General features: G+C 72.1%; 12 protein-coding genes. 4 read left to right on the top strand and 8 right to left on the bottom strand.

Annotated features, from left to right (window positions below; genetic code table 11):
* Nucleotides 1-36: 36 nt before the first annotated feature.
* The 3 genes from ACZ4VI_RS01730 to ACZ4VI_RS01720 form a co-directional block, all read right to left on the bottom strand.
* On the bottom strand, nucleotides 37-1,662 hold the full coding sequence (locus tag ACZ4VI_RS01730) for a hypothetical protein (protein WP_467995649.1): 1,626 nt from the start codon (nucleotides 1,660-1,662) through the stop codon (nucleotides 37-39).
* Nucleotides 1,663-1,837: 175 nt separating this feature from the next.
* Nucleotides 1,838-2,584, bottom strand: coding sequence for a hypothetical protein (locus tag ACZ4VI_RS01725; protein ID WP_467995647.1), 747 nt, complete (start codon nucleotides 2,582-2,584; stop codon nucleotides 1,838-1,840).
* A gap of 66 nt (nucleotides 2,585-2,650) precedes the next feature.
* The gene (locus ACZ4VI_RS01720) at nucleotides 2,651-4,318 is read right to left on the bottom strand and encodes a carbohydrate binding domain-containing protein (RefSeq protein ID WP_467995646.1); all 1,668 of its coding nucleotides are present in this window, start codon (nucleotides 4,316-4,318) and stop codon (nucleotides 2,651-2,653) included.
* 237 nt (nucleotides 4,319-4,555) lie between these two features.
* Between ACZ4VI_RS01720 and ACZ4VI_RS01715 the strand changes: the two genes are divergently transcribed.
* Nucleotides 4,556-5,602, top strand: coding sequence for a M4 family metallopeptidase (locus tag ACZ4VI_RS01715; protein WP_467995644.1), 1,047 nt, complete (start codon nucleotides 4,556-4,558; stop codon nucleotides 5,600-5,602).
* 53 nt (nucleotides 5,603-5,655) lie between these two features.
* Here ACZ4VI_RS01715 and ACZ4VI_RS01710 read toward each other — a convergent pair whose 3' ends face one another.
* Nucleotides 5,656-6,720 carry an AI-2E family transporter gene (locus ACZ4VI_RS01710; protein WP_467995642.1) on the bottom strand — a complete coding sequence of 355 codons (1,065 nt, stop codon included), beginning with the start codon at nucleotides 6,718-6,720 and terminating at the stop codon, nucleotides 5,656-5,658.
* A gap of 163 nt (nucleotides 6,721-6,883) precedes the next feature.
* Here ACZ4VI_RS01710 and ACZ4VI_RS01705 point away from each other — a divergent pair, with 163 nt between their 5' ends.
* Nucleotides 6,884-7,738 carry a DMT family transporter gene (locus tag ACZ4VI_RS01705; RefSeq protein WP_467995641.1) on the top strand — a complete coding sequence of 285 codons (855 nt, stop codon included), beginning with the start codon at nucleotides 6,884-6,886 and terminating at the stop codon, nucleotides 7,736-7,738.
* Complete coding sequence (locus ACZ4VI_RS01700; protein WP_467995639.1) at nucleotides 7,735-8,976, top strand: MFS transporter; 1,242 nt, start codon at nucleotides 7,735-7,737, stop codon at nucleotides 8,974-8,976. The genes ACZ4VI_RS01705 and ACZ4VI_RS01700 overlap by 4 nt, the downstream gene beginning before the upstream one ends.
* Here the strand turns inward: ACZ4VI_RS01700 and ACZ4VI_RS01695 are convergent.
* From ACZ4VI_RS01695 to ACZ4VI_RS01680, 4 genes are all read right to left on the bottom strand, one after another.
* The gene (locus ACZ4VI_RS01695) at nucleotides 8,964-11,930 is read right to left on the bottom strand and encodes an NHLP bacteriocin export ABC transporter permease/ATPase subunit (protein WP_467995638.1); all 2,967 of its coding nucleotides are present in this window, start codon (nucleotides 11,928-11,930) and stop codon (nucleotides 8,964-8,966) included. The two genes, ACZ4VI_RS01700 and ACZ4VI_RS01695, sit on opposite strands and share 13 nt — an antisense overlap.
* Before the next feature lies 1 nt (nucleotide 11,931).
* Nucleotides 11,932-14,196 carry an NHLP family bacteriocin export ABC transporter peptidase/permease/ATPase subunit gene (locus ACZ4VI_RS01690; RefSeq protein WP_467995636.1) on the bottom strand — a complete coding sequence of 755 codons (2,265 nt, stop codon included), beginning with the start codon at nucleotides 14,194-14,196 and terminating at the stop codon, nucleotides 11,932-11,934.
* Nucleotides 14,193-14,999 (bottom strand): biotin/lipoyl-containing protein, encoded by an 807-nt coding sequence (locus tag ACZ4VI_RS01685; RefSeq protein ID WP_467995635.1) that lies wholly within the window; start codon nucleotides 14,997-14,999, stop codon nucleotides 14,193-14,195. The genes ACZ4VI_RS01690 and ACZ4VI_RS01685 overlap by 4 nt, the downstream gene beginning before the upstream one ends.
* 106 nt (nucleotides 15,000-15,105) lie before the next feature.
* Nucleotides 15,106-15,357, bottom strand: a complete 252-nt coding sequence (locus tag ACZ4VI_RS01680) for a hypothetical protein (RefSeq protein WP_467995633.1) — start codon at nucleotides 15,355-15,357, stop codon at nucleotides 15,106-15,108.
* Between the two features lie 348 nt (nucleotides 15,358-15,705).
* Between ACZ4VI_RS01680 and ACZ4VI_RS01675 the strand changes: the two genes are divergently transcribed.
* Nucleotides 15,706-17,754 carry a prolyl oligopeptidase family serine peptidase gene (locus ACZ4VI_RS01675; protein WP_467995631.1) on the top strand — a complete coding sequence of 683 codons (2,049 nt, stop codon included), beginning with the start codon at nucleotides 15,706-15,708 and terminating at the stop codon, nucleotides 17,752-17,754.
* Nucleotides 17,755-17,800: the final 46 nt, after the last annotated feature.

Here is a 17,800-nt window from a genome sequence, read left to right as displayed (position 1 = left end):
GCAGGCGGCCGAGCTATCCGTGGCGACCCCGGCGCGTTACGGCAGCCCGCTCAGCGGCAGGATGCGCTCGGTGAGCCGGCCGCGCAGTCTTTCTTCGGTGGTTTCGGCTTCGGTGAGCCAGTCGGCGGCGACCAGCAGGTCGGCGTGTTCGGCGACTTGTTCGGGGGGCAGGGTGCAGAACGTGGCGACCTGGTCCAGGTGGAGCCCGCCGTCCTCGGTGCGTCCGAGGCGGCCGTCGGGGCGGGTGTGGGCGGCGGTGTACAAGGCCAGGAGCCGGGCTGTGGCACCTAGTTTCTTCTTGCGGATCTTCCGGTCACCCACGACTTTCTGGGCCCAGCCGGAGATCCTGGAGCGGTTGGCCTTGCCGAAGCCGAACAGGCGGGGCTGCTCGGGCAGCAGCGTGGGGACGGTGAACGCGGTGGCGTCTTCGGGTCGGGAGGCGAGCACCTCGGCGACGGTTCCGGGCAGGCGCAGCCAGTCGGCCGCGACCAGCTGCTGGAGTACCCGTTCCGCATCGTCCTGGAGCCAGCCGGTGAGGTCCTGGCCGGTGATGTTCCCGGTGCCGGCGCGTGCGGCTCGCAGGGTGAGCATGAGTACCGCGAGGCGCACCTCGGCCTCGGGGTGAGGGGCGTGGGCGGCGACGTGGTCCAGCAGGGAGCGGGCGTGCACGGCCTGTTGCCGGGTCAGCAGCCGTTCCACCACCGGCCCGTCTCCGCCCGCCGTGTCGGTGCGGTTGTCGTTCATTTCGAGGGTGGTCTGTGCCGCCTTCTCGGCGCGCTTCGCCTCGTGGCGCAGGGAGCCGTCGCCACTCAGGTCGGCCCACAGGGCGAACGCGCGGGCCTTGCGTTCGTGCAGTGTGGCGAGAAGGGCGAGGTCGGGTTCGGCGCGTTGCTGGTAGGCGCGGAACGCGTCACCGAGCTCGATGAGCTCCAGGCGCAGGACGTCGGGCTCGAGGTCGTGCGGCACGATCCGCTGTGCGATCTTCCCCGACCGCTTCGCCAGCCGGGCCGCTCCACCTGGTGAGGCGGCGCGGGCGCGGGGGACCGGAGTCGGCGTGGCGGCTGACGAAGCGTCGGCAGCGGGGGAGGGGCCCTGGTCGGAGAACATCGCCGCCACACCCTCCCCCACCGTGCCGCCGGGCGCCGGCTCCGCATCCGGCTTCCCCGGCGCCTGGTCCGCGCCGGCCGGGGCGGTGCGAGCCGGGGGCGGAGCTGTGTCCAGGACACGGCAGTCGGGGGTGGCGGCCGCGCAGCGCGCGCACATTTCCGCGATCCGCCACAGCCTTCCGGCACGGTCCGCGTAGACCGTCAGTACCACCGGGCCCCCGCACCGCACCGCCCCCGCCGGCGGCCGCGTCCCGCCCCGCCGTCCGGCTTCGGGGTCGGGGGTGTGCCAGGCGCAGTCGGCGGCGCGGCACGCGCACCACGCTTCGCCGCGCGGCCCGCCGCCCGCGCGGATGTGGGCCAGGTGCGTGTTGATGTGACCGATCGCGGCCTTGCGCCCTGCGGCGGCGCCGCCGGGGAAGCGCTGATCGGCGCAGGCCGGGCGGGAGCAGGAGAGCCTCACCGTGCCGGCTGATGGGCGTCCGTAGGGGTCCAGGCGCACCGTCCACACCCGTCCTGCGACGCGCGCCTCATGCTGCGTGCCGGCCTCCACCGTCATGTGCGTACTCCCAGCGTTGCTTGATCCGTTGCCCCGGGCGGTTCCCATCATCGGGCATACCGGCCCATCAACCCTGCAAGAAGGCGGGCGACCACCAGGGGCGCGTCACCGCAACCTGCAACGCCACGAGCCTGGGATCGTTCCGGCTCTGGGCGAGATCCCTATGAAGACGGGCCTAGTTGCCGTGCGCTGCGCGGGCCGCTTTCGCGGCCCTGGTCGCCGCCTCTCGGGCCGCCCGCTGGTCCGACCTGGCCGCGCGGAGCTGTTCTTCCAGCTGCGCGACCCGCTCGTCCGCCTCGGTCGCCCGGGCCTCCGCCGCCCGTAGCTCCTCGTCCCTGCGGCGCGCTTCGGCGGCTGCCTTCTCCGCCGCCGCGCGCGCTCGGGCGTCGGGCTCGGGCTTGGGCTGCCGGCGCGGTGCCGGGCGGGGCGGGAGGGTCTCGGGGGTGATGGCGCCGAAGCCGACCGGGGCCTCCGGGGGTTTCACGAGGCGGCCCGTCGACCATTCCGCCGCGATCTCGGGGTCGGCGAGCACCGCGCGGAAGAGCTGTTCGACCTCCTGCAGGACCGAGGGGCTCAGCGGGTGGCCCGCCCCGTCGGCGACCGCCGCCGCCTCCTGGACCTCGGCGGCGATCACCTTGTGCTGTACGGCGGTGGCCTCGCGCATCTTCGTCGCGTCGAGGAGCCGGTGGGCCTCCTGGAGCGTCTCACCGAGCGCGAGCAGCCGACGGGCCTCCTCGGGCCGTTCCCGTACGAACCGGTTCGAGGCCCAGGCGGCCAGCGTGGGGCGGCGCAGTGCGGCGATCCGCTTCACGGCGGCCGTGTCCTGCGCCCTTCGTGCCTCGGCCGTCCGCGCGTCCCGGGCCGCGACGAACTCGTTCGGCTCCACCCCGTACAGCTCATCGATGACCTGCTCGACGTCCATGACCTCACTGTCGCACGAGGACACCGCCGCGGGCCGGGAGCGGTCCGCGGCGGTCTCGCCGGACGGTCAGCCCGTGAAGCCGGCCGTGATGGAGGTGAACTGCCAGTCGCTCTGGGCGATGCCCGAGCAGTTGCTGGTGACCCCGCCGCCCGCGCAGCCGCGGTCACGGTTCACCGACCAGAAGGCCAGCCGGGCGATGTGGTTGGTGTTCGCCCAGTTGCGGATGCCGGCCCAGATCTCCGGTGTGGTGACCTCCTGCTGGTCGGACAGGCCGTTCATCCCCGAGATGCCGAGGTGGGCGTAGGCGGTCGCGTCGTCCCAGCCGAAGACCGCCTTCAGCTTGTTCTTCAGGCCGTTCGCCGCGTTGACGGTGTTGCCGTACATGTCGGCTCCGCCGCCGAAGTCGAACGGCATGATGGTGAAGACGTCGATGTCCGCGTTCAGCGCCTTCGCCTGCTCGATCAGCCGGTTGCCCCAGTACGTCGGGCCGGTGGTCGAGGTGCCGAAGGTGACGATCGTCCTCAGGCCCGGGTTGTTGGCCTTGACCGTCTTCAGGGCGGTCAGGACCTTGTCCTGGACGGCCGCGTTCTCGAACTCGTCGTTGTTCTCGATGTCGACGTCGATCGCCTTGAGCCCGTACGCGTCGATGACCTTCTGGTACGCGCCGGCGAGGTCGGCCGCAGTCGCGCAGTTCGGGCCGAGCTTGTTTCCCGACCAGCCGCCGATGGACGGGACGATGTCGCCGCCCGCCGCCCGGATCGCGTTGATGGTGGACTGGTCGGTGCCGCCGGTCAGCGGCCGGTTGCCGTCCCAGGCCGGGTTGCAGCCGCCGGAGGAGAGGATGAACGCCATGGTGAACCACTTGATGCCGGTCGCGTTCATCACCGTCGTGGCGGACGGCGGGTTGCCCCAGCCGAGGTAGAGGTACGGCGCGGCCTGCTTGAAGGCGCCGGGGCCACCGCCCGGGTCCGTGGTGACCGAGATGCTGTTGGACGCGCCGGAGGTGTTCCCGGCCGCGTCGCGCGCCCGCACGGTGAAGGCGTACGAGGTGGAGCCCGCGAGCCCGCCGACGGTCGCCGAGGTTCCGGTGACCGTGGAGACGAACGTGCCGCCCCGGTACACGTCGTACCCGGTGACGCCGACGTTGTCGGACGAGGCGTTCCAGGCCAGCGAGACGCTGGAGGACGTCTTGCCGGTCGAGCGCAGGCTGCCGGGCACGCTCGGGGCCTGGGTGTCGCCGCCGCCTCCGCCGCCCGGTCCGTCGAGGCTGATGTCGTCGGCGTGGTAGGTGCCCTGGCCGTACCACCCGTGCGTGTAGACGGTCGCGCTGGTCTGCGAGGCGCCGGTGGTGAAGCTCAGGGAGAGCCGGGTGTACGCGGTGGCCGACGGTGTCCAGGTGGAGGCGTCGCCGTCCACCCCGAGGTAGACGTAGTTGCCGCGGACCCAACCGGACAGCGTGTACGTGGTGTTGGGCTGGACGGCCACGGTCTGGCTGCACTTGGCGTTGTCGCTCGCGCTCGCGGCCCCGGCGAGGGCCTTGGTGCCGGAGTGCACGGGGGTGGAGACGACGGAGCCGAGGCCGCCCGTGCAGGACCAGCCGGAGAGTGTGCCGGCCTCGAAGCCGGAGTTGGTGAGCACGTTCGCGGCTTGGGCCGACTGGGGCAGCGCGACCACGCCGGTCGCGCCGAGCAGCGCGCCGACGACGGCGGCCACGAGGCGATTTCGGGAACGCAAGAGGTCCTCCCGGGTGAAGGGGGTGCGGAAGGTACGGAAGATGCGGAGCAGAAGTGCGGCGTCGACGCGCAGCGCCTCACAAGTTGGCCTAGACCAATACGAGCCGTCAAGATGCCCTGCCTGACAAGTTCACGCCAATGACTCCCGGGGCTCATGGCACGAAGCCTGGTCAAGTACAGGGCACTTGCGCGAGGATCACGCCCGCACAGCACCACGTCCCAACAGGGAAGGACGCACATGGCTCGCCGCACACCCCGCGGACTCATCGCCGCGGCCACCGCCACGGTGGCACTGCTCGCCCCGGCCGGAGCAGCCTCGGCCTCCGGGAGCGCCCCGGTCACCGCCGACCCGCAGGCCCGGATATTCATGGTCAACCCCGTCCAGTCGTCGGGTGACCAGTCGCTCTCCGACGGCAAGGACGCGTCCGACGCCGTCCCCGCCTCGGCATACACCTCGGCCACGCTGCGCAACCTCGGCGCCGACGGCGGACTTTCGGGACGGTGGGCCTCCGTCCGATCGGACACCGGCGCCTCCGCGAACCCCGCCGACGCCCACGCGTACACCCGGCACGACGACCAGTTCGAGCAGGTCATGGCCTACTTCTGGGTCAACGAGGCGCAGGAGTACCTGCAGGGTCTCGGCTTCGGCAGCGAACTGCCAGGCGCGAACGACCGCGTGCAGCCCGTCCGCATCAACCAGTGGGGTGCGGACAACTCCTACTTCACCGACAAGAAGGCCGAGATCCGCTTCGGCAAGGGCGGCGTCGACGACGCCGAGGACGCCGAGGTGATCGTCCACGAGTACGGACACGCGGTGCACCACGCCCAGGTGCCCGGCTTCGGCACCTCCACGGAGGCCGGGGCCATCGGCGAGGCCTTCGGCGACTACCTGGCGGTCGAGGTCGGCACCCACGCGGCAGCCCGGTACGGCTGGCCCGTGAAGGCGAATCCGGCCTGCGTCGCCGACTGGGACTCGGTCACGTACAGCGACGCCCCGCACTGCCTGCGGCGCATCGACGGGAACAAGGTGTACGCCGACCGGGTCGGCGAGGTGCACGCGGACGGCGAGATCTGGTCCCGCGCGCTCCTGGACATCCGGGAAGCGCTCGGCCCCCGGACGGCCGACCGCATCATCGTCAACGCTCAGTTCGACTTCGCGCCCGACACGAGCTTCCAGGACGCGGCGCGCACGACGATCGCCACGGCGCAGCGCATGTACGGCGCGAGCGCGGCGGACGCGGTCCGCAAGGCGTTCGCGGCCCGCGAGATCCCCGGCATCCAGTAGCGGCATCGGTACGTGTCCCTCGGCGGCCGTCGCCTCGCGCGCGGCCGCCGTGCTCATCCCTTCGCCGGCACCCGCGCCGCCCGCAGCGCCGTGTAGACCGACCAGATCACCGACACCAGCGGTACGGCCACCACCGCACCCACGATCCCGGCGGCGATCGCCCCCGCGATCACCGAGATCGCCACCACCAGCGGGTGCAGCCGAACGGCCCAGCTCATGACCAGCGGGTGCAGCACATGCCCCTCGATCTGACCGATGACCACGATCAGTCCGACCACGATCGCCGCCACCCACGGGCCCTGCGAGGCGAGCGCCACGACGGCGGCGACCGCGAGCGCGATCGGAGAACCGATCAGCGGGACGAAGGCGGCCATGAACTCGAGCAGCGCGAGCGGGACCGCCAGTGGAACGCCGAGGAGCCAGAGGGCGAGACCGACGAGCACCCCGTTCACCGCGGCGACCAGCACGATCCCGTGCGTGTAGCCGGTGAACGTACGCCAGGCCGCACGGCCGCCGATCTCCAGGCGCCCGCGTACGGCCCCCGGCAGCTGCTCCTCCAGCCACGCCCACTGCCGGTCTCCGGAGTGGATGAAGAACACCGAGCAGAACAGCGCCAGGGCCAGCGTGGTGAGCACCGCCACCAGACGGTGCGCGCCGCTCATCGCCTCGCTGATCAGGGTCGAGCGGTGGCTCGACAGGAACTGACCGATCCTGCCCTGAACATCCGAGAGCGCCTCCGGGTTCACCCGGAACGGCGGCCGTTCCAGCCAGTCCTCGATCCGGTCGATCCCGTCCCGGAACTCGCGCACCAGCGTCGTCCGGTCACTCTCCACCGCCTCGCCGACCAGCGCGAGCACACCGAGGATCAGCGCCAGGCTGCCCAGGAGCGTGAGGGCGACCGCCAGCGGGCGGGGCAGGCCCCGGGCGACGAGATCGGCGACCGGCCGCAGCAGCGCGGTGATCACCAGACCCAGGAACACGGCCACCCCGATCTCGTGGAAGCGCCCGAGCAGCGCGAACAGGCTGTACACGACCGCGCCGACGACGAGCAGCCGCCACGCGTAGGCGGCGACAGTACGGAGGAAGGGGTTCACCGGCGGCGGTGTGCCTGGCTGCATGGCCAACGACGTACCACCCGGGACCCGGCGGCCCCACGCCCGAGCCACCGGATTCGCCCGAGATCGGCCCGCGGAGGGTCCGGACGGGCGAATACCCGGTGAACCACCGGCCCCGGCCGGTGTCGTCACGGCGACCGCCGCCCGCGCGGGTGACTATCGGGGGATGGGCATCGTCCTGCCGGTCCTGTTCGCGGTGTTCGCCGCGTCCAGCAATGCGCTCGCCACGGTGCTGCAACGCCGCGCCTCGCTCACCGTTCCCCAGTCGGACTCCTTCCGGCCCGGACTGATCCTCGATCTGCTGCGGCGCCCGCTCTGGCTGGCCGGCATCCTCGCGGTGATCGCCGCCGGGGCCGGTCAGGCGGTGGCCCTGGCGACCGGCCCGCTGTCGCTCGTACAGCCGCTCTTCGTGCTGGAACTGCCGCTCGCGCTGCTCATCGCCTCACTGATGACACGGGAGCGGCTGCCCGCGACGCTGTGGCCGGCCGTCGCGGGGATCGTGCTGGGGCTCGGGCTCGCGCTCGCGGCGGCCTCGCCCAGCGGCAACCGTACGCACCTGGAGCTGAACCGCTGGATCCCGGCGCTCGTGCTGAGCGGCGCCGCGGTGGTGGCGCTGGCAGCGGCCGGACTGCGCAAGCCGGCCGGCCGCGCCCGCGCCGGCTGCCTCGGCGGCGCCACCGCGGTCTGTTACGCGCTCACCGCCGCCCTGATGAAGACCTCCGTGCACATCCTCGAGGAGGACGGCCTCGGCGCCTTCCTGACGACCTGGCAGACGTACGCGTTCGGCGTGACCGGGATCGCCGCCCTCCTGCTGCTCGGACACGCTATGCAGGGCGGGCCGCTCGTCGCCTCACAACCCGCGCTGACGCTGGGGGACGCCACGGTGAGCCTCGCGCTGGGCGTCCTGCTGTACGAGGAACACGTACGGACCGGATGGTGGCTCCTGCCGGAGCTGCTGGGCGTCGGCCTGATCGTCTTCGGCGTGTTCGCCCTGGCACGGGGAGGGGTGAGCACTGCGTGACGACGCCCTACCGCGGAGGACGCCTCGGATACAAGGCGGCCGCGGCGGTCTTCGCCATCGGCATGGCGGGCACGACGCTCCCCACCCCGCTCTACGGGCTGTACCGCGAAGAGCTCGGCTTCTCCGAGCTGATGGTGACGGTGATCTTCGCCAGCTATGCAGTCGGCGTCATCGCCACCCTTCTGCTCGTCGGCAACTACTCGGACGAGGCGGGCCGCCGCCCCGTCCTGTGGGCCGCGCTCGGCTTCGCCGCGGCGAGCGCGCTGTGCTTCCTGTTCGAGGGCGGACTGCCGTTCCTCTTCGCCGGCCGCGTGCTCTCGGGCTTCTCGGCCGGGCTGCTGAGCGGGGCGGGCACGGTCACCGTCCTCGAACTGGCGCGGCCGGAACGGAAGTCCCGCGCGGGGTTCGCCGCGACCGCCGCGAACATGGGCGGCCTCGGCTGCGGACCCCTGCTGGCCGGACTCCTCGCGGAGTACGCCCCCGAGCCGCTGGCCCTGCCCTTCCTGGCCCATCTCGCGCTGCTCTGCGTGGCCTGCCTCGTCGTCCTCCTCCTGCCGGAGACGGTTGCGGAGCCACGGCTCCGGACCCGGCCGAGGCCGCAGGGTCTTTACGTACCGTCAGAGGTCCGTGGCGTCTTCACGCCCTCGGCGCTCGCCGCCTTCGCCGGGTTCTCGCTGCTCGGCCTGTTCACCGCGCTGGCACCGAGCTTCGTGTCCCAGACCCTGGGCATCACCAACCTGGCCGTCAGCGGAAGCGTGGTCTTCTCGGTGTTCCTCTCCTCGACCGTCGGGCAGTCGCTGACGACCCGGCTGGCGGTGCGGACCGCCCTGCCGCTCGGCTGTCTCGTCCTCGTGATCGGACTCCTCCTCGTCGGCGCGTCCCTGTGGGCGGAGACGCTGCCGCTCCTGGTGGCCGGCGCGGTCTGCGGAGGGATCGGCCAGGGGCTGGCCTTCCGCGCCGGACTGACGGCCGTCGGAGCGGTGGCCCCGGCGGCGCACCGGGCGGCGACGATCTCCTCGTTCTTCGTCGTCGCCTACGCGGGCATCTCCCTGCCGGTCGTGGGCGTCGGCGCCTTGGCCATGTGGCTGGGTCTGGACGCCGCCGGGCTGATCTTCACCGCCTGCGTGACCCTGCTCGTCATGGCCACCGGCCTCTACCTGGCACGCGGCCTCGGCAGGGCGGACGTGGACGCGGGCGCGGACGTGGAGGCGGACGCGGACGGAGGTCAGCGCAGCTGACGGCGGACCAGCTCGTGGAAGAGTCCCGTCGTGTCGGCGAGCAGCTCGGCCGGCGATCCCTGCTGGACGATCCGCCCGTCCGCCATGGCGATCACCCGGTCGGCGTCCATGATGGTGGACAGCCGGTGGGCGATCACGACACGGGTCGCGTTCAGAGCGCGGGTGGACTCGATGACCACCCGCTGCGCCTCGTTGTCGAGCGCGCTCGTGGCCTCGTCGAAGAAGAGGATCCGCGGCCTGCGGATGAGCGCCTGGGCGATCATCAGCCGCTGGCGCTGTCCGCCCGAGATGGTGCCGCCGCCGTCGGACAGCATCGTGTGCATGCCCATCGGCATCGCCTTGATGTCCTCGGCCAGCCCCGCCATCGCGGCGGCGGCCCACGCGTCTTCGAGGGGGAACGTCTCGGCGCCGCAGATGCAGTCGAGGATCGACCCGGAGAACGGCTGGGCGTTCTGCAGCACGACGCCGCACTGGCGGCGCACGGCGGCCTGGTCGAGCGCCGCCAGGTCCTGGCCGTCGTAGCGCACGCTGCCGGTCGTCGGCCTGTCGAAGCCGATGAGCAGCCGCAGCAGCGTCGACTTGCCGCAGCCGCTGGCACCGACGATCGCCACGAACTCGCCCGGCCGGACCCGGAAGTCGACCCCGTCGAGGACCAGGGGGCCGTCGTCGGTGTACCGGTAGGACAGGTTCTCGGCCTCGATCGCGCCGCTCAGCTCGCCCGGCTGGGCGCTGGAGCCGCGGACCTCGGGTGTCTCCTGGAACACCGGCCTGACCTGCTCGAACATCGGCTGCACCGCGGCGGCCGACAGGAGCGCGCCGGTCAGCTGGGTGACCGAGGACAGCAGCATCGTCACGGCGGTGCTGAAGGTGAGGAACTCACTGGCGGACATCGACCCGCGGGCCGGTCCGGCCAGCAGCATGAACATCACGAGCGTGCAGAGCGGCAGACAGACCGCGCCGAGCACCGCGAGCACGTTCTTGATCCGCCCGATCCGCTGCTGGAGTTCCCGGGTCCGGGCGAACTCACCGGCCCAGGCGGCGTACGCGAAGCTCTCGGCCGCCGCGACACGCAGCTTCGGCAGCCCGCGCAGGGTCTGGAACGCCTGGTTGTTGAGCTTGTTGCCGAGCCGGATCAGCTGCCGCTGGTACCGCAGTTGCCACAGCCCCATGCCCAGAAACACCGCCGCTATGACGAGCAGCATCGCGAGCGCGGCCAGCGCCAGCGGCACGCTGTAGACGAGCAGCAGGACCAGGTTCATCGTGCCGACGGTGCCGGCCTGGACGATCACCGGTCCGATGCCGGACAGCACCCTGCGGATGGCGCTGATGCCCATGGCCGCACTGGCCAGCTCACCGGTGGAGCGGCCCGCGAAGAACCGAGTCGGCAGCCGGAGCAGCCGGTCCCACACCGCGGGCTGGAGGGTGGCCTCGATCCTGCCCTCCATCCGCAGGATGGACATGTTCTGGAGCAGCATGAACGCGGCCGAGACCACGCTCGTGGCGATGATCGCCATCGCGGTCTGCACGATGAGACCGTTCTCGGCCCGGGGCACGTACTCGCCGAGCACCTTGCCGGTCGCGATGGGCACCAGCGAGCCCAGGCCGACCGCGACGAGCCCGCCGAGCAGCAGCGTACGCAGCTCCGCGCGGGTGCCGCGGACGCTGAACCGCATCAGTGGCAGCAGGCCCAACGGCCGGTCGGGCAGCGGCCGGTAGAGCATGACGGCGCGCGGTTCGAGGCCTGCCGCCTCAGCCCTGCCGAGGCGCTCGCGCTCGCCGGTGGCGGGGTCGACGGCCTCGTACCGGCCGCGCCGCCACAGCAGCGCGACCGGGGTCCCGTCCTCCTCGCGACGACCCACCAGGGGCCCGCTGTACTCCCGCCACCACCGGCCGCCGAGCCGGACGACACGGGTACGGATCCGTGAGGCGAGCGCGATGCGTTCGACGGGGTCGAGGCGGCCGGGCAGCCCGATCGCCTCGGCCTGTCCCGCCAGCGTGATCCGGGCCTCGTCGGCGACCAGACGGCATACGGCGTACGTCGCGTCGTCGCTCGCCCGCCCGCGGGCAGCCCGGCCGGACGCGCCCGAGCCGGAGGCGCGTGAGCCGCCGGAGCGGCCGATGGAGGCGAGCAGCGCCTCGTCAGCCTGCGTACGGGCGGCGCGGCCGGCCTCGATCCCGGCCGCCGTACGGTCCTCGTGGGCGCGCTCCAATTGCTCGATCCAGCTGTCCAGGGCGTACAGCAGCCGGTACTGCTGGTCGACCATGCCCTGCCACATCGCCGGGTCGACGAGGAGGATGCCGGCGGTGTCGTCCCCGTACCCCTCGTACGCCGCCGCGTAGCGCACGCTGCCGGGGGCGATCTGCATCCACAGGATGTCGTCGTCCGCCCCGGCGGGGTCGTTGGCGGCGCGGCCGTCCAACGGCGCCTGGTACAGCACGCGCAGACCGCGTCCGACGCCCAGCGTGAAGGCGTGCTCGAGCGGGCTCAGCTGCGGTTCGGCGGCCCCGTACGGGTCCTGGTCGGCGTACCACTGACCGCCGTACCACTGACCGCCGTACGTCTGGCTGCCGTACGCCTGACCTCCGTACGCCTGACCCTCATACGTCTGGTCGCCGTACGCCTGCAGTTCGCGCAGCTCAATGCGCCGCAGCAGACACCCTTCCAGGGGCCGGCCGATCAGGGTGTGCTCGGGCCCCTCCACCGGTCCGAGCAGCAGGGTGCCCGCCTCCAGCCGGCCCAGGAAGTGCCAGGGGCCGAGCTGGGCGGCGTCGACGGCGAAGAGGTCCATGGCGCCCTCGACGACCAGCCACAGCACGTGCGGGCCTTCGAGGGACAGGCTGGTCATCCCGGTGCAGTCGACCGCCGTGCCGAGCCCGCCGAGGGCCGCGACGACGGGGTCGTACGCGCCGCTCGGCTGGGCACCTGTCGCCGTCGGCTGGTGAGGGAACGTCACCTCAGTGCTCCTTGACCAGTTCGGCGTAGGCGCCTCCCGCGGCGACCAGGTACGCGTGCCGGCCGCGTTCCACGACCGTGCCCCGGTCGAGCACGACGATCTCGTCGCTGTCGCGGACCGTGCTCAGCCGGTGGGCGATCACCACGCAGGCGCAGCCACGGCGCCGCAGGTTGTCGATGATGACCTGCTCGGTCGCCGCGTCCAGGGCGCTGGTCACCTCGTCGAGGACCATGACGCTGGGCCGGCGCACCAGCGCCCGGGCGATCTCCAGGCGCTGCCGCTGGCCGCCGGAGAAGTTGCGGCCGTCCTGCTCGACGCGGCTGTGGATGCCGCCGGGGCGGCGGGCGACCACGTCGTACACCGCCGCGTCCTCCAGGGCGGCGACGACGGCCTCGTCGGGGACGGAGGGGTCCCACAGGGCGATGTTGTCGCGGACCGTGCCCTCGAAGAGGAAGACGTCCTGGTCGACGAAGGAGACGGAGGCGGCCAGCGCGCTGCGCGGGATGTCCTCCAGACGCATGCCATCGATCCGGATGGCGCCCTCCCACGGGGCGTAGAGCCCGGAGATCAGCCGGGAGACCGTCGACTTGCCGCTGCCGGAGCCGCCGACGAGCGCGACCTGCTGCCCGGGGCCGACGGAGAGCGAGAAGTCCTTCAGGAGCGGGGCGTCCAGCGGGCTGTAGCCGAAGGTGATGTCCTCCAGCTCCACATGGCCCTTGAGCCGGCGGGTTCGGGCCGGTGGCTCGCGCCGGGTGTAGACCGGGTCGACGGGGAAGTTCTCGACGTCCTTCAGGCGGGCGACGTCGGCCGCGAAGTCCTGGATCCGTCCGGCGACGCCGTTGAGGCGGGTGATCGGTGCGGTGAAGCTGGTCACCAGGGCCTGGAAGGCGACGAGCAGACCGACGGAGAGATGCCCCTCCACCGCTCGCAGACCGCCGATCATCAGGATCAGCGCGCTGTTCAGGGCGGCCAGGGTGGGCGCCACGACCGCCAGCCAGGCGCTCGGCACGCCGAGCCGCTGCTGCACGTCGAGGGTGGTCGCGTGCTGCCCCGCCCAGCGGCGGAAGAAGCCGTTCTCGCCCCCGGTGGCCTTCATCGTCTCGATGAGCTGGAGACCGCTGTACGCGGTGTTGGTCAGCCGGGCGTTCTCGGCGCGCAGCTTCTGCGTGTCGGTGGCCCGCAGCTGGATCACGATCCGCATGGCCACCACGTTGAGCAGCGCGATCAGCACGCCGAGGACGGTGAGTTGGGGATCGTATGTCCAGAGCAGCACCGCGTAGAGGAGGACCACGACGGCGTCCACGCCCGCCGCGGCCAGGTCGCGGGCGAGGGTCTCGGCGACCGCGTCGTTGGACTGCAGGCGCTGGACCAGGTCGGCCGGGTTGCGCTGGGCGTAGAACGTGAGGGGGAGTCTGAGCAGATGCCGCAGGAAGCGGGCGCTGCCCAGGGTGGAGGAGATGATGCGTCCGCGCAGCAGATTGGCCTGTTGGAGCGCGGTGAGCGTCGCGGTCAGGACGAGCGTCGTCGCCATCGCCGCGAAGAGCACGCCAAGCAGCGACGTCTGGTTCCCGATGAGGAACATGTCGATGTACGTACGGCTCAGCGCGGGCACCCACGCGCCGACGACCACCAGCAGCAGGCTGGAGATCACGGCGGCGGCCATCGTGCCGGACGTGCCGCGCAGCCGGGCCGGCAGGGCGCCCATGACGCCCGGCCTGCGGCCACCGCGGCGGAAGCCGGGGCCGGGCTCGAAGGTGAGCACGATCCCGGTGAAGCTCGTGTCGAACTCGTCCATGGGGACGAACCGGCGTCCCTTGCCGGGGTCGTTGACGTACACGCCCCTGCGGCCGAAGCGGCGCCCCATGCCGTCGTAGACGACGTAGTGGTTGAACTCCCAGAACAGGACGGCCGGCGCGGCCACTTCGGCGAGCGCGGCCAGGTCCATCTGCATGCCCTTGGCCTGGAGGCCGTAACTGCGCGCCGCCTTCAGGAGGTTGCTCGCCCGGGAGCCGTCGCGCGAGACGCCGCACGCGATGCGCAGCTCCTCCAGCGGGATGAAGCGGCCGTAGTGGCCGAGCACCATCGCCAGGGCGGCGGCGCCGCACTCGACGGCCTCCATCTGGAGCACGGTGGGCGTGCGTACGGTCCGCGGCCGACGGCCCTTCGGGACGGGGCCGCGCCGGCGCCGGGCGGGCGGGAGCCGGCGCGCGGACGCCCGGGAACGGGAGCGTGCCCGGTCCCGCGTGGACTCCGGCGGCGCGGTCACGGCAGCAGCCAGTCGACGGGGCGCTGCGCGGAGAGATGGACGGCGCCCGTGACCGGCGTACCCGAGTCGAGGGCGTGCGGGGGGCCGTCCGTGGAGGACCAGGCGTAGCCGGAGGCGGTGGCGGCGGAGCGATCGAGGCTCACGAGCACGGCGACCGGGTTGCCGTCACGGGAGAACTGCGCGGCGAGTCCGCTGTCGCCGAGGAAGGAGCCGATCTGCTCCCGGGTCTGGGGCGTGCGGCTCACCGCCGTCACGTGGCCGCGCAGGACGCCGAACCGGTTCCGGGGGACGGACTGCACGCCGAGGTCGACCGGGGCGCCTTCCCGGATCGTCGCGGCGCTGTCGCCCGGCAGGTACAGCACGGCCACCAGCGGGGCCTTCGGATCAGTCACGCGCTCCACCGTCGCCACGTCCGCGCCCGTCCTGACGACCGAACCCATCCTGGCGAACAGGGTGGTGACCCGGCCGCCGGCGACCGCGAGCACGGGCCGGTCGCCCTTCTCCGTACGGACCGTCAGCACCGGCGCACCGGGGGAGACGGTCCGGCCCTCCTCGACGAGTACGTCGGTGACCTGTCCGGCGACCGGACTCTGCAGCAGGTAACTGCCCTCGGCGTGGGTGAGGATGCCGGGCGCGCTCAGCTTGGACGACACCGTGCCGGTGAGGGCCCAGTAGCCCGCGACGGCGATGACGACGACCGTGACGGCCAGCACGAGGCGCCCCTGCGGGCGCGCGAAACGCACGGGAACGTCGAGTTCTTCGGGCGATTGCAGCTTGGAAAGCGCCTTCTGGCGGAACTGCACGGGCTATTCCCTCGACTGCATTCGAATCGTTCGGTACGGGGGGTGCCCATGAGCCCCGGAACCGTAAAGACCATCCCGGTTCCGGGGCTCATGGGCGGTATTCGGCTCAGAGACCGGCGAGACCGGTGAGGCCGGCGGTGTTCACCGAGACGCCGGTGATGCCCTGGGCGAGGGCGGGGACGCCGGTGGCGAGGCCCTCGACGCCCTGGACCGTCTGGAGCGAACCGACGGTGCCGAGGACGCTCGCGACGTCGCTGGTCGCGGCGCCGGCGAGGCCGCCGGAGATGGTGACGAGACCGCCGGAGACGGCGTCCAGGTCGGCGTCGGAGATCTCAACGGTCTCAAGGTCGTGACGCATGATGCGCACCCTTCGTTTGTTGGGGGGAATCCGTTTCTGCGGCCGCAGCGGGCCGATCAAAGCACGCGAACGGGTGGCCGGACCAATTCCGTTGACGCTGCCACGTGAACGGATGTGTCCCTCGGGAAACGGCCGTGCAGCCAATTTCACGGAACGCCGACATCTTCTCCTCAAGATCGAGTAACACATTCCGAGGCACCCGCGCGCGCTGGGAACGTAACGGACAGATATGGGCGAGCCGGACGGGCTCCGGGGTACGCGGGTCGAGGAGGTGTGAAGGGGGCCGTCCTCAACACACGCACGTTGTGCAGGTTTTCGGCAGGTGCGACAGGGCAGACCAGCGGCACAATGCGGTGTGTGACCGATGACGATCCGTATCTGTGGCTCGAAGACGTCGAGGGTGAGGCCGCTCTGGAGTGGGTGGCCGAGCGGAACGCCGAGACCGCGGCGGCGCTGGCCGTCGACGACGGGTTCGCCCCGCTCAAGGAGCGGCTACGGGAGGCGCTCGACGCCTCGGACCGCATTCCGTACACCACCCGCCGCGGCGCGTACCTCTACAACTACTGGCGGGACGCCGGGCATGTGCGCGGTGTGTGGCGGCGGACGACGCTGGAGCGGTACCGCAAGGACGATCCCGAGTGGGAGGTCCTCCTCGACGTCGACGCGCTGGCCGCCGCGGAGGGCGAGAAGTGGGTCTGGGCCGGGGCGCGGGTGCGCCGCCCCGAGGACGACCTGGCCCTGGTGTGTCTGTCCCGCGACGGTGGCGACGCCGTGGAGGTCCGGGAGTTCGACCTCGCCACGCGGGCCTTCGTCGAGGGCGGGTTCCACGTGCCCGAGGCGAAGACCCGGATCGCGTGGATCGACGCCGACACCGTCTACGTCGGCACGGACACCGGGCCGGGCTCCCTGACCGAGGCGGGCTACCCGCGCACGGTACGCAGATGGCGACGGGGCACCCCGCTGGAGGAGGCCGCCGTGGTCTTCGAGGCCACGCCCTCGGACGTGTCGGCCTGGGGGGCGCGCGACACCACACCGGGCTTCGAGCGGGACTTCGTCGGCCGCGCCAAGGACTTCTACCGTGGCGAGACGTACCTCGTGACGCCCGACGCGGATCTCGTGAAGATCGACGTCCCGGACGACGCCGAGGCCTACGCCCACCGCCACCATCTGATCGTCACCCTGAAGTCGGACTGGCTCGGACAGCGGGCCGGCTCCCTGCTGGTCTTCGACTTCGACGCCTTCCTTGCGGGCGACCGCACCCCGGAGGTGCTGTTCACCCCGGACGAACGGACCGCCCTGGCCGGGCACTCCTGGACCCGCCACCATCTGCTCCTGGAGACGATGCGCGACGTCAGCACCCGTATCGAGATCCTCACCCCGACGACCGGAGGCGAGGGTTGGGCGCGCGAGCCGCTCACCGACGTCCCGCCGCTGTCCGCCGTCACCGTCGTGGACACCGACCCGGACGTCTCCGACGAGTACTTCCTGGACGTGTCGGGATTCCTCCAGCCCTCCACCCTCTACCGCGGGCACATCGGCGCCGACACCGAGATCCTCAAGCAGGCCCCGGCGCGCTTCGACACGACCGGCCTGACGGTGGAGCAGTTCTTCGCCACCTCCGAGGACGGCACACAGGTGCCGTACTTCGTGATCGGCCCCGACCGCGCCGCCCACGGCCCCGGACCCACGCTGCTCTACGGGTACGGCGGCTTCGAGGTCTCCCTGACCCCCTCCTACGGCGCGGTACGCGGCCGGGCCTGGCTGGAGCGCGGCGGCACCTATGTGATCGCGAACATCCGGGGCGGCGGGGAGTACGGACCGGACTGGCACCAGGCCGCGCTCGGCGCGAACCGTCCCCGCGCCTTCCAGGACTTCGCGGCCGTCGCCCGGGACCTCGTCGCGCGCGGCATCACCACGCCCGCCATGCTCGGCGCCGCGGGCGGCAGCAACGGCGGCCTGCTCATGGGCGCGATGCTCACCCGCTACCCGGAGCTGTTCGGCGCGATCGTCGCCCAGGTGCCGCTGCTGGACATGACCCGCTTCCACCGGCTTCTCGCGGGCGCGTCCTGGATCGCCGAGTACGGCAATCCGGACGACGAGGCCGACCGCCCCCACCTCCGCGCGCTCTCCCCTTATCACCAGCTCGCCGCGGACCGCGTCTACCCGCCGGTCCTGCTGATGACCTCCACCCGCGACGACCGGGTCCACCCCGGTCACGCCCGCAAGACGGCCGCGCGACTGCGCGAACTCGGCCACCGGGTCCTGCTTCACGAGAACCTCGGGGGCGGCCACGCGGGCGCCAGCGACAACGAACAGTCCGCCCACAACAACGCCCTGATGCACACCTTCCTGTGGACGCATCTCGGGAGAGGTGAAAAGCCCGCGAACATTCGGTGAGAGGTGCGCGCCGCGCCGCAGGTCGCGGCGAATCGCCGAGGTGGCG

It is taken from the genome of Streptomyces sp. NPDC029169, from assembly GCF_055563935.1.
This window is presented reverse-complemented; position numbering and strand designations above follow the sequence as displayed.

Bases quoted from the DNA above. Each gene is read 5' to 3' on its own strand.
- ACZ4VI_RS01680 (WP_467995633.1), bottom strand. From the start codon at position 15,357: ATGCGTCACGACCTTGAGACCGTTGAGATCTCCGACGCCGACCTGGAC.
- ACZ4VI_RS01715 (WP_467995644.1), top strand. From the start codon at position 4,556: ATGGCTCGCCGCACACCCCGCGGACTCATCGCCGCGGCCACCGCCACG.
- ACZ4VI_RS01710 (WP_467995642.1), bottom strand. From the start codon at position 6,720: ATGCAGCCAGGCACACCGCCGCCGGTGAACCCCTTCCTCCGTACTGTC.
- ACZ4VI_RS01730 (WP_467995649.1), bottom strand. From the start codon at position 1,662: ATGACGGTGGAGGCCGGCACGCAGCATGAGGCGCGCGTCGCAGGACGG.
- ACZ4VI_RS01705 (WP_467995641.1), top strand. From the start codon at position 6,884: ATGGGCATCGTCCTGCCGGTCCTGTTCGCGGTGTTCGCCGCGTCCAGC.
- ACZ4VI_RS01725 (WP_467995647.1), bottom strand. From the start codon at position 2,584: ATGGACGTCGAGCAGGTCATCGATGAGCTGTACGGGGTGGAGCCGAAC.
- ACZ4VI_RS01675 (WP_467995631.1), top strand. From the start codon at position 15,706: ATGCGGTGTGTGACCGATGACGATCCGTATCTGTGGCTCGAAGACGTC.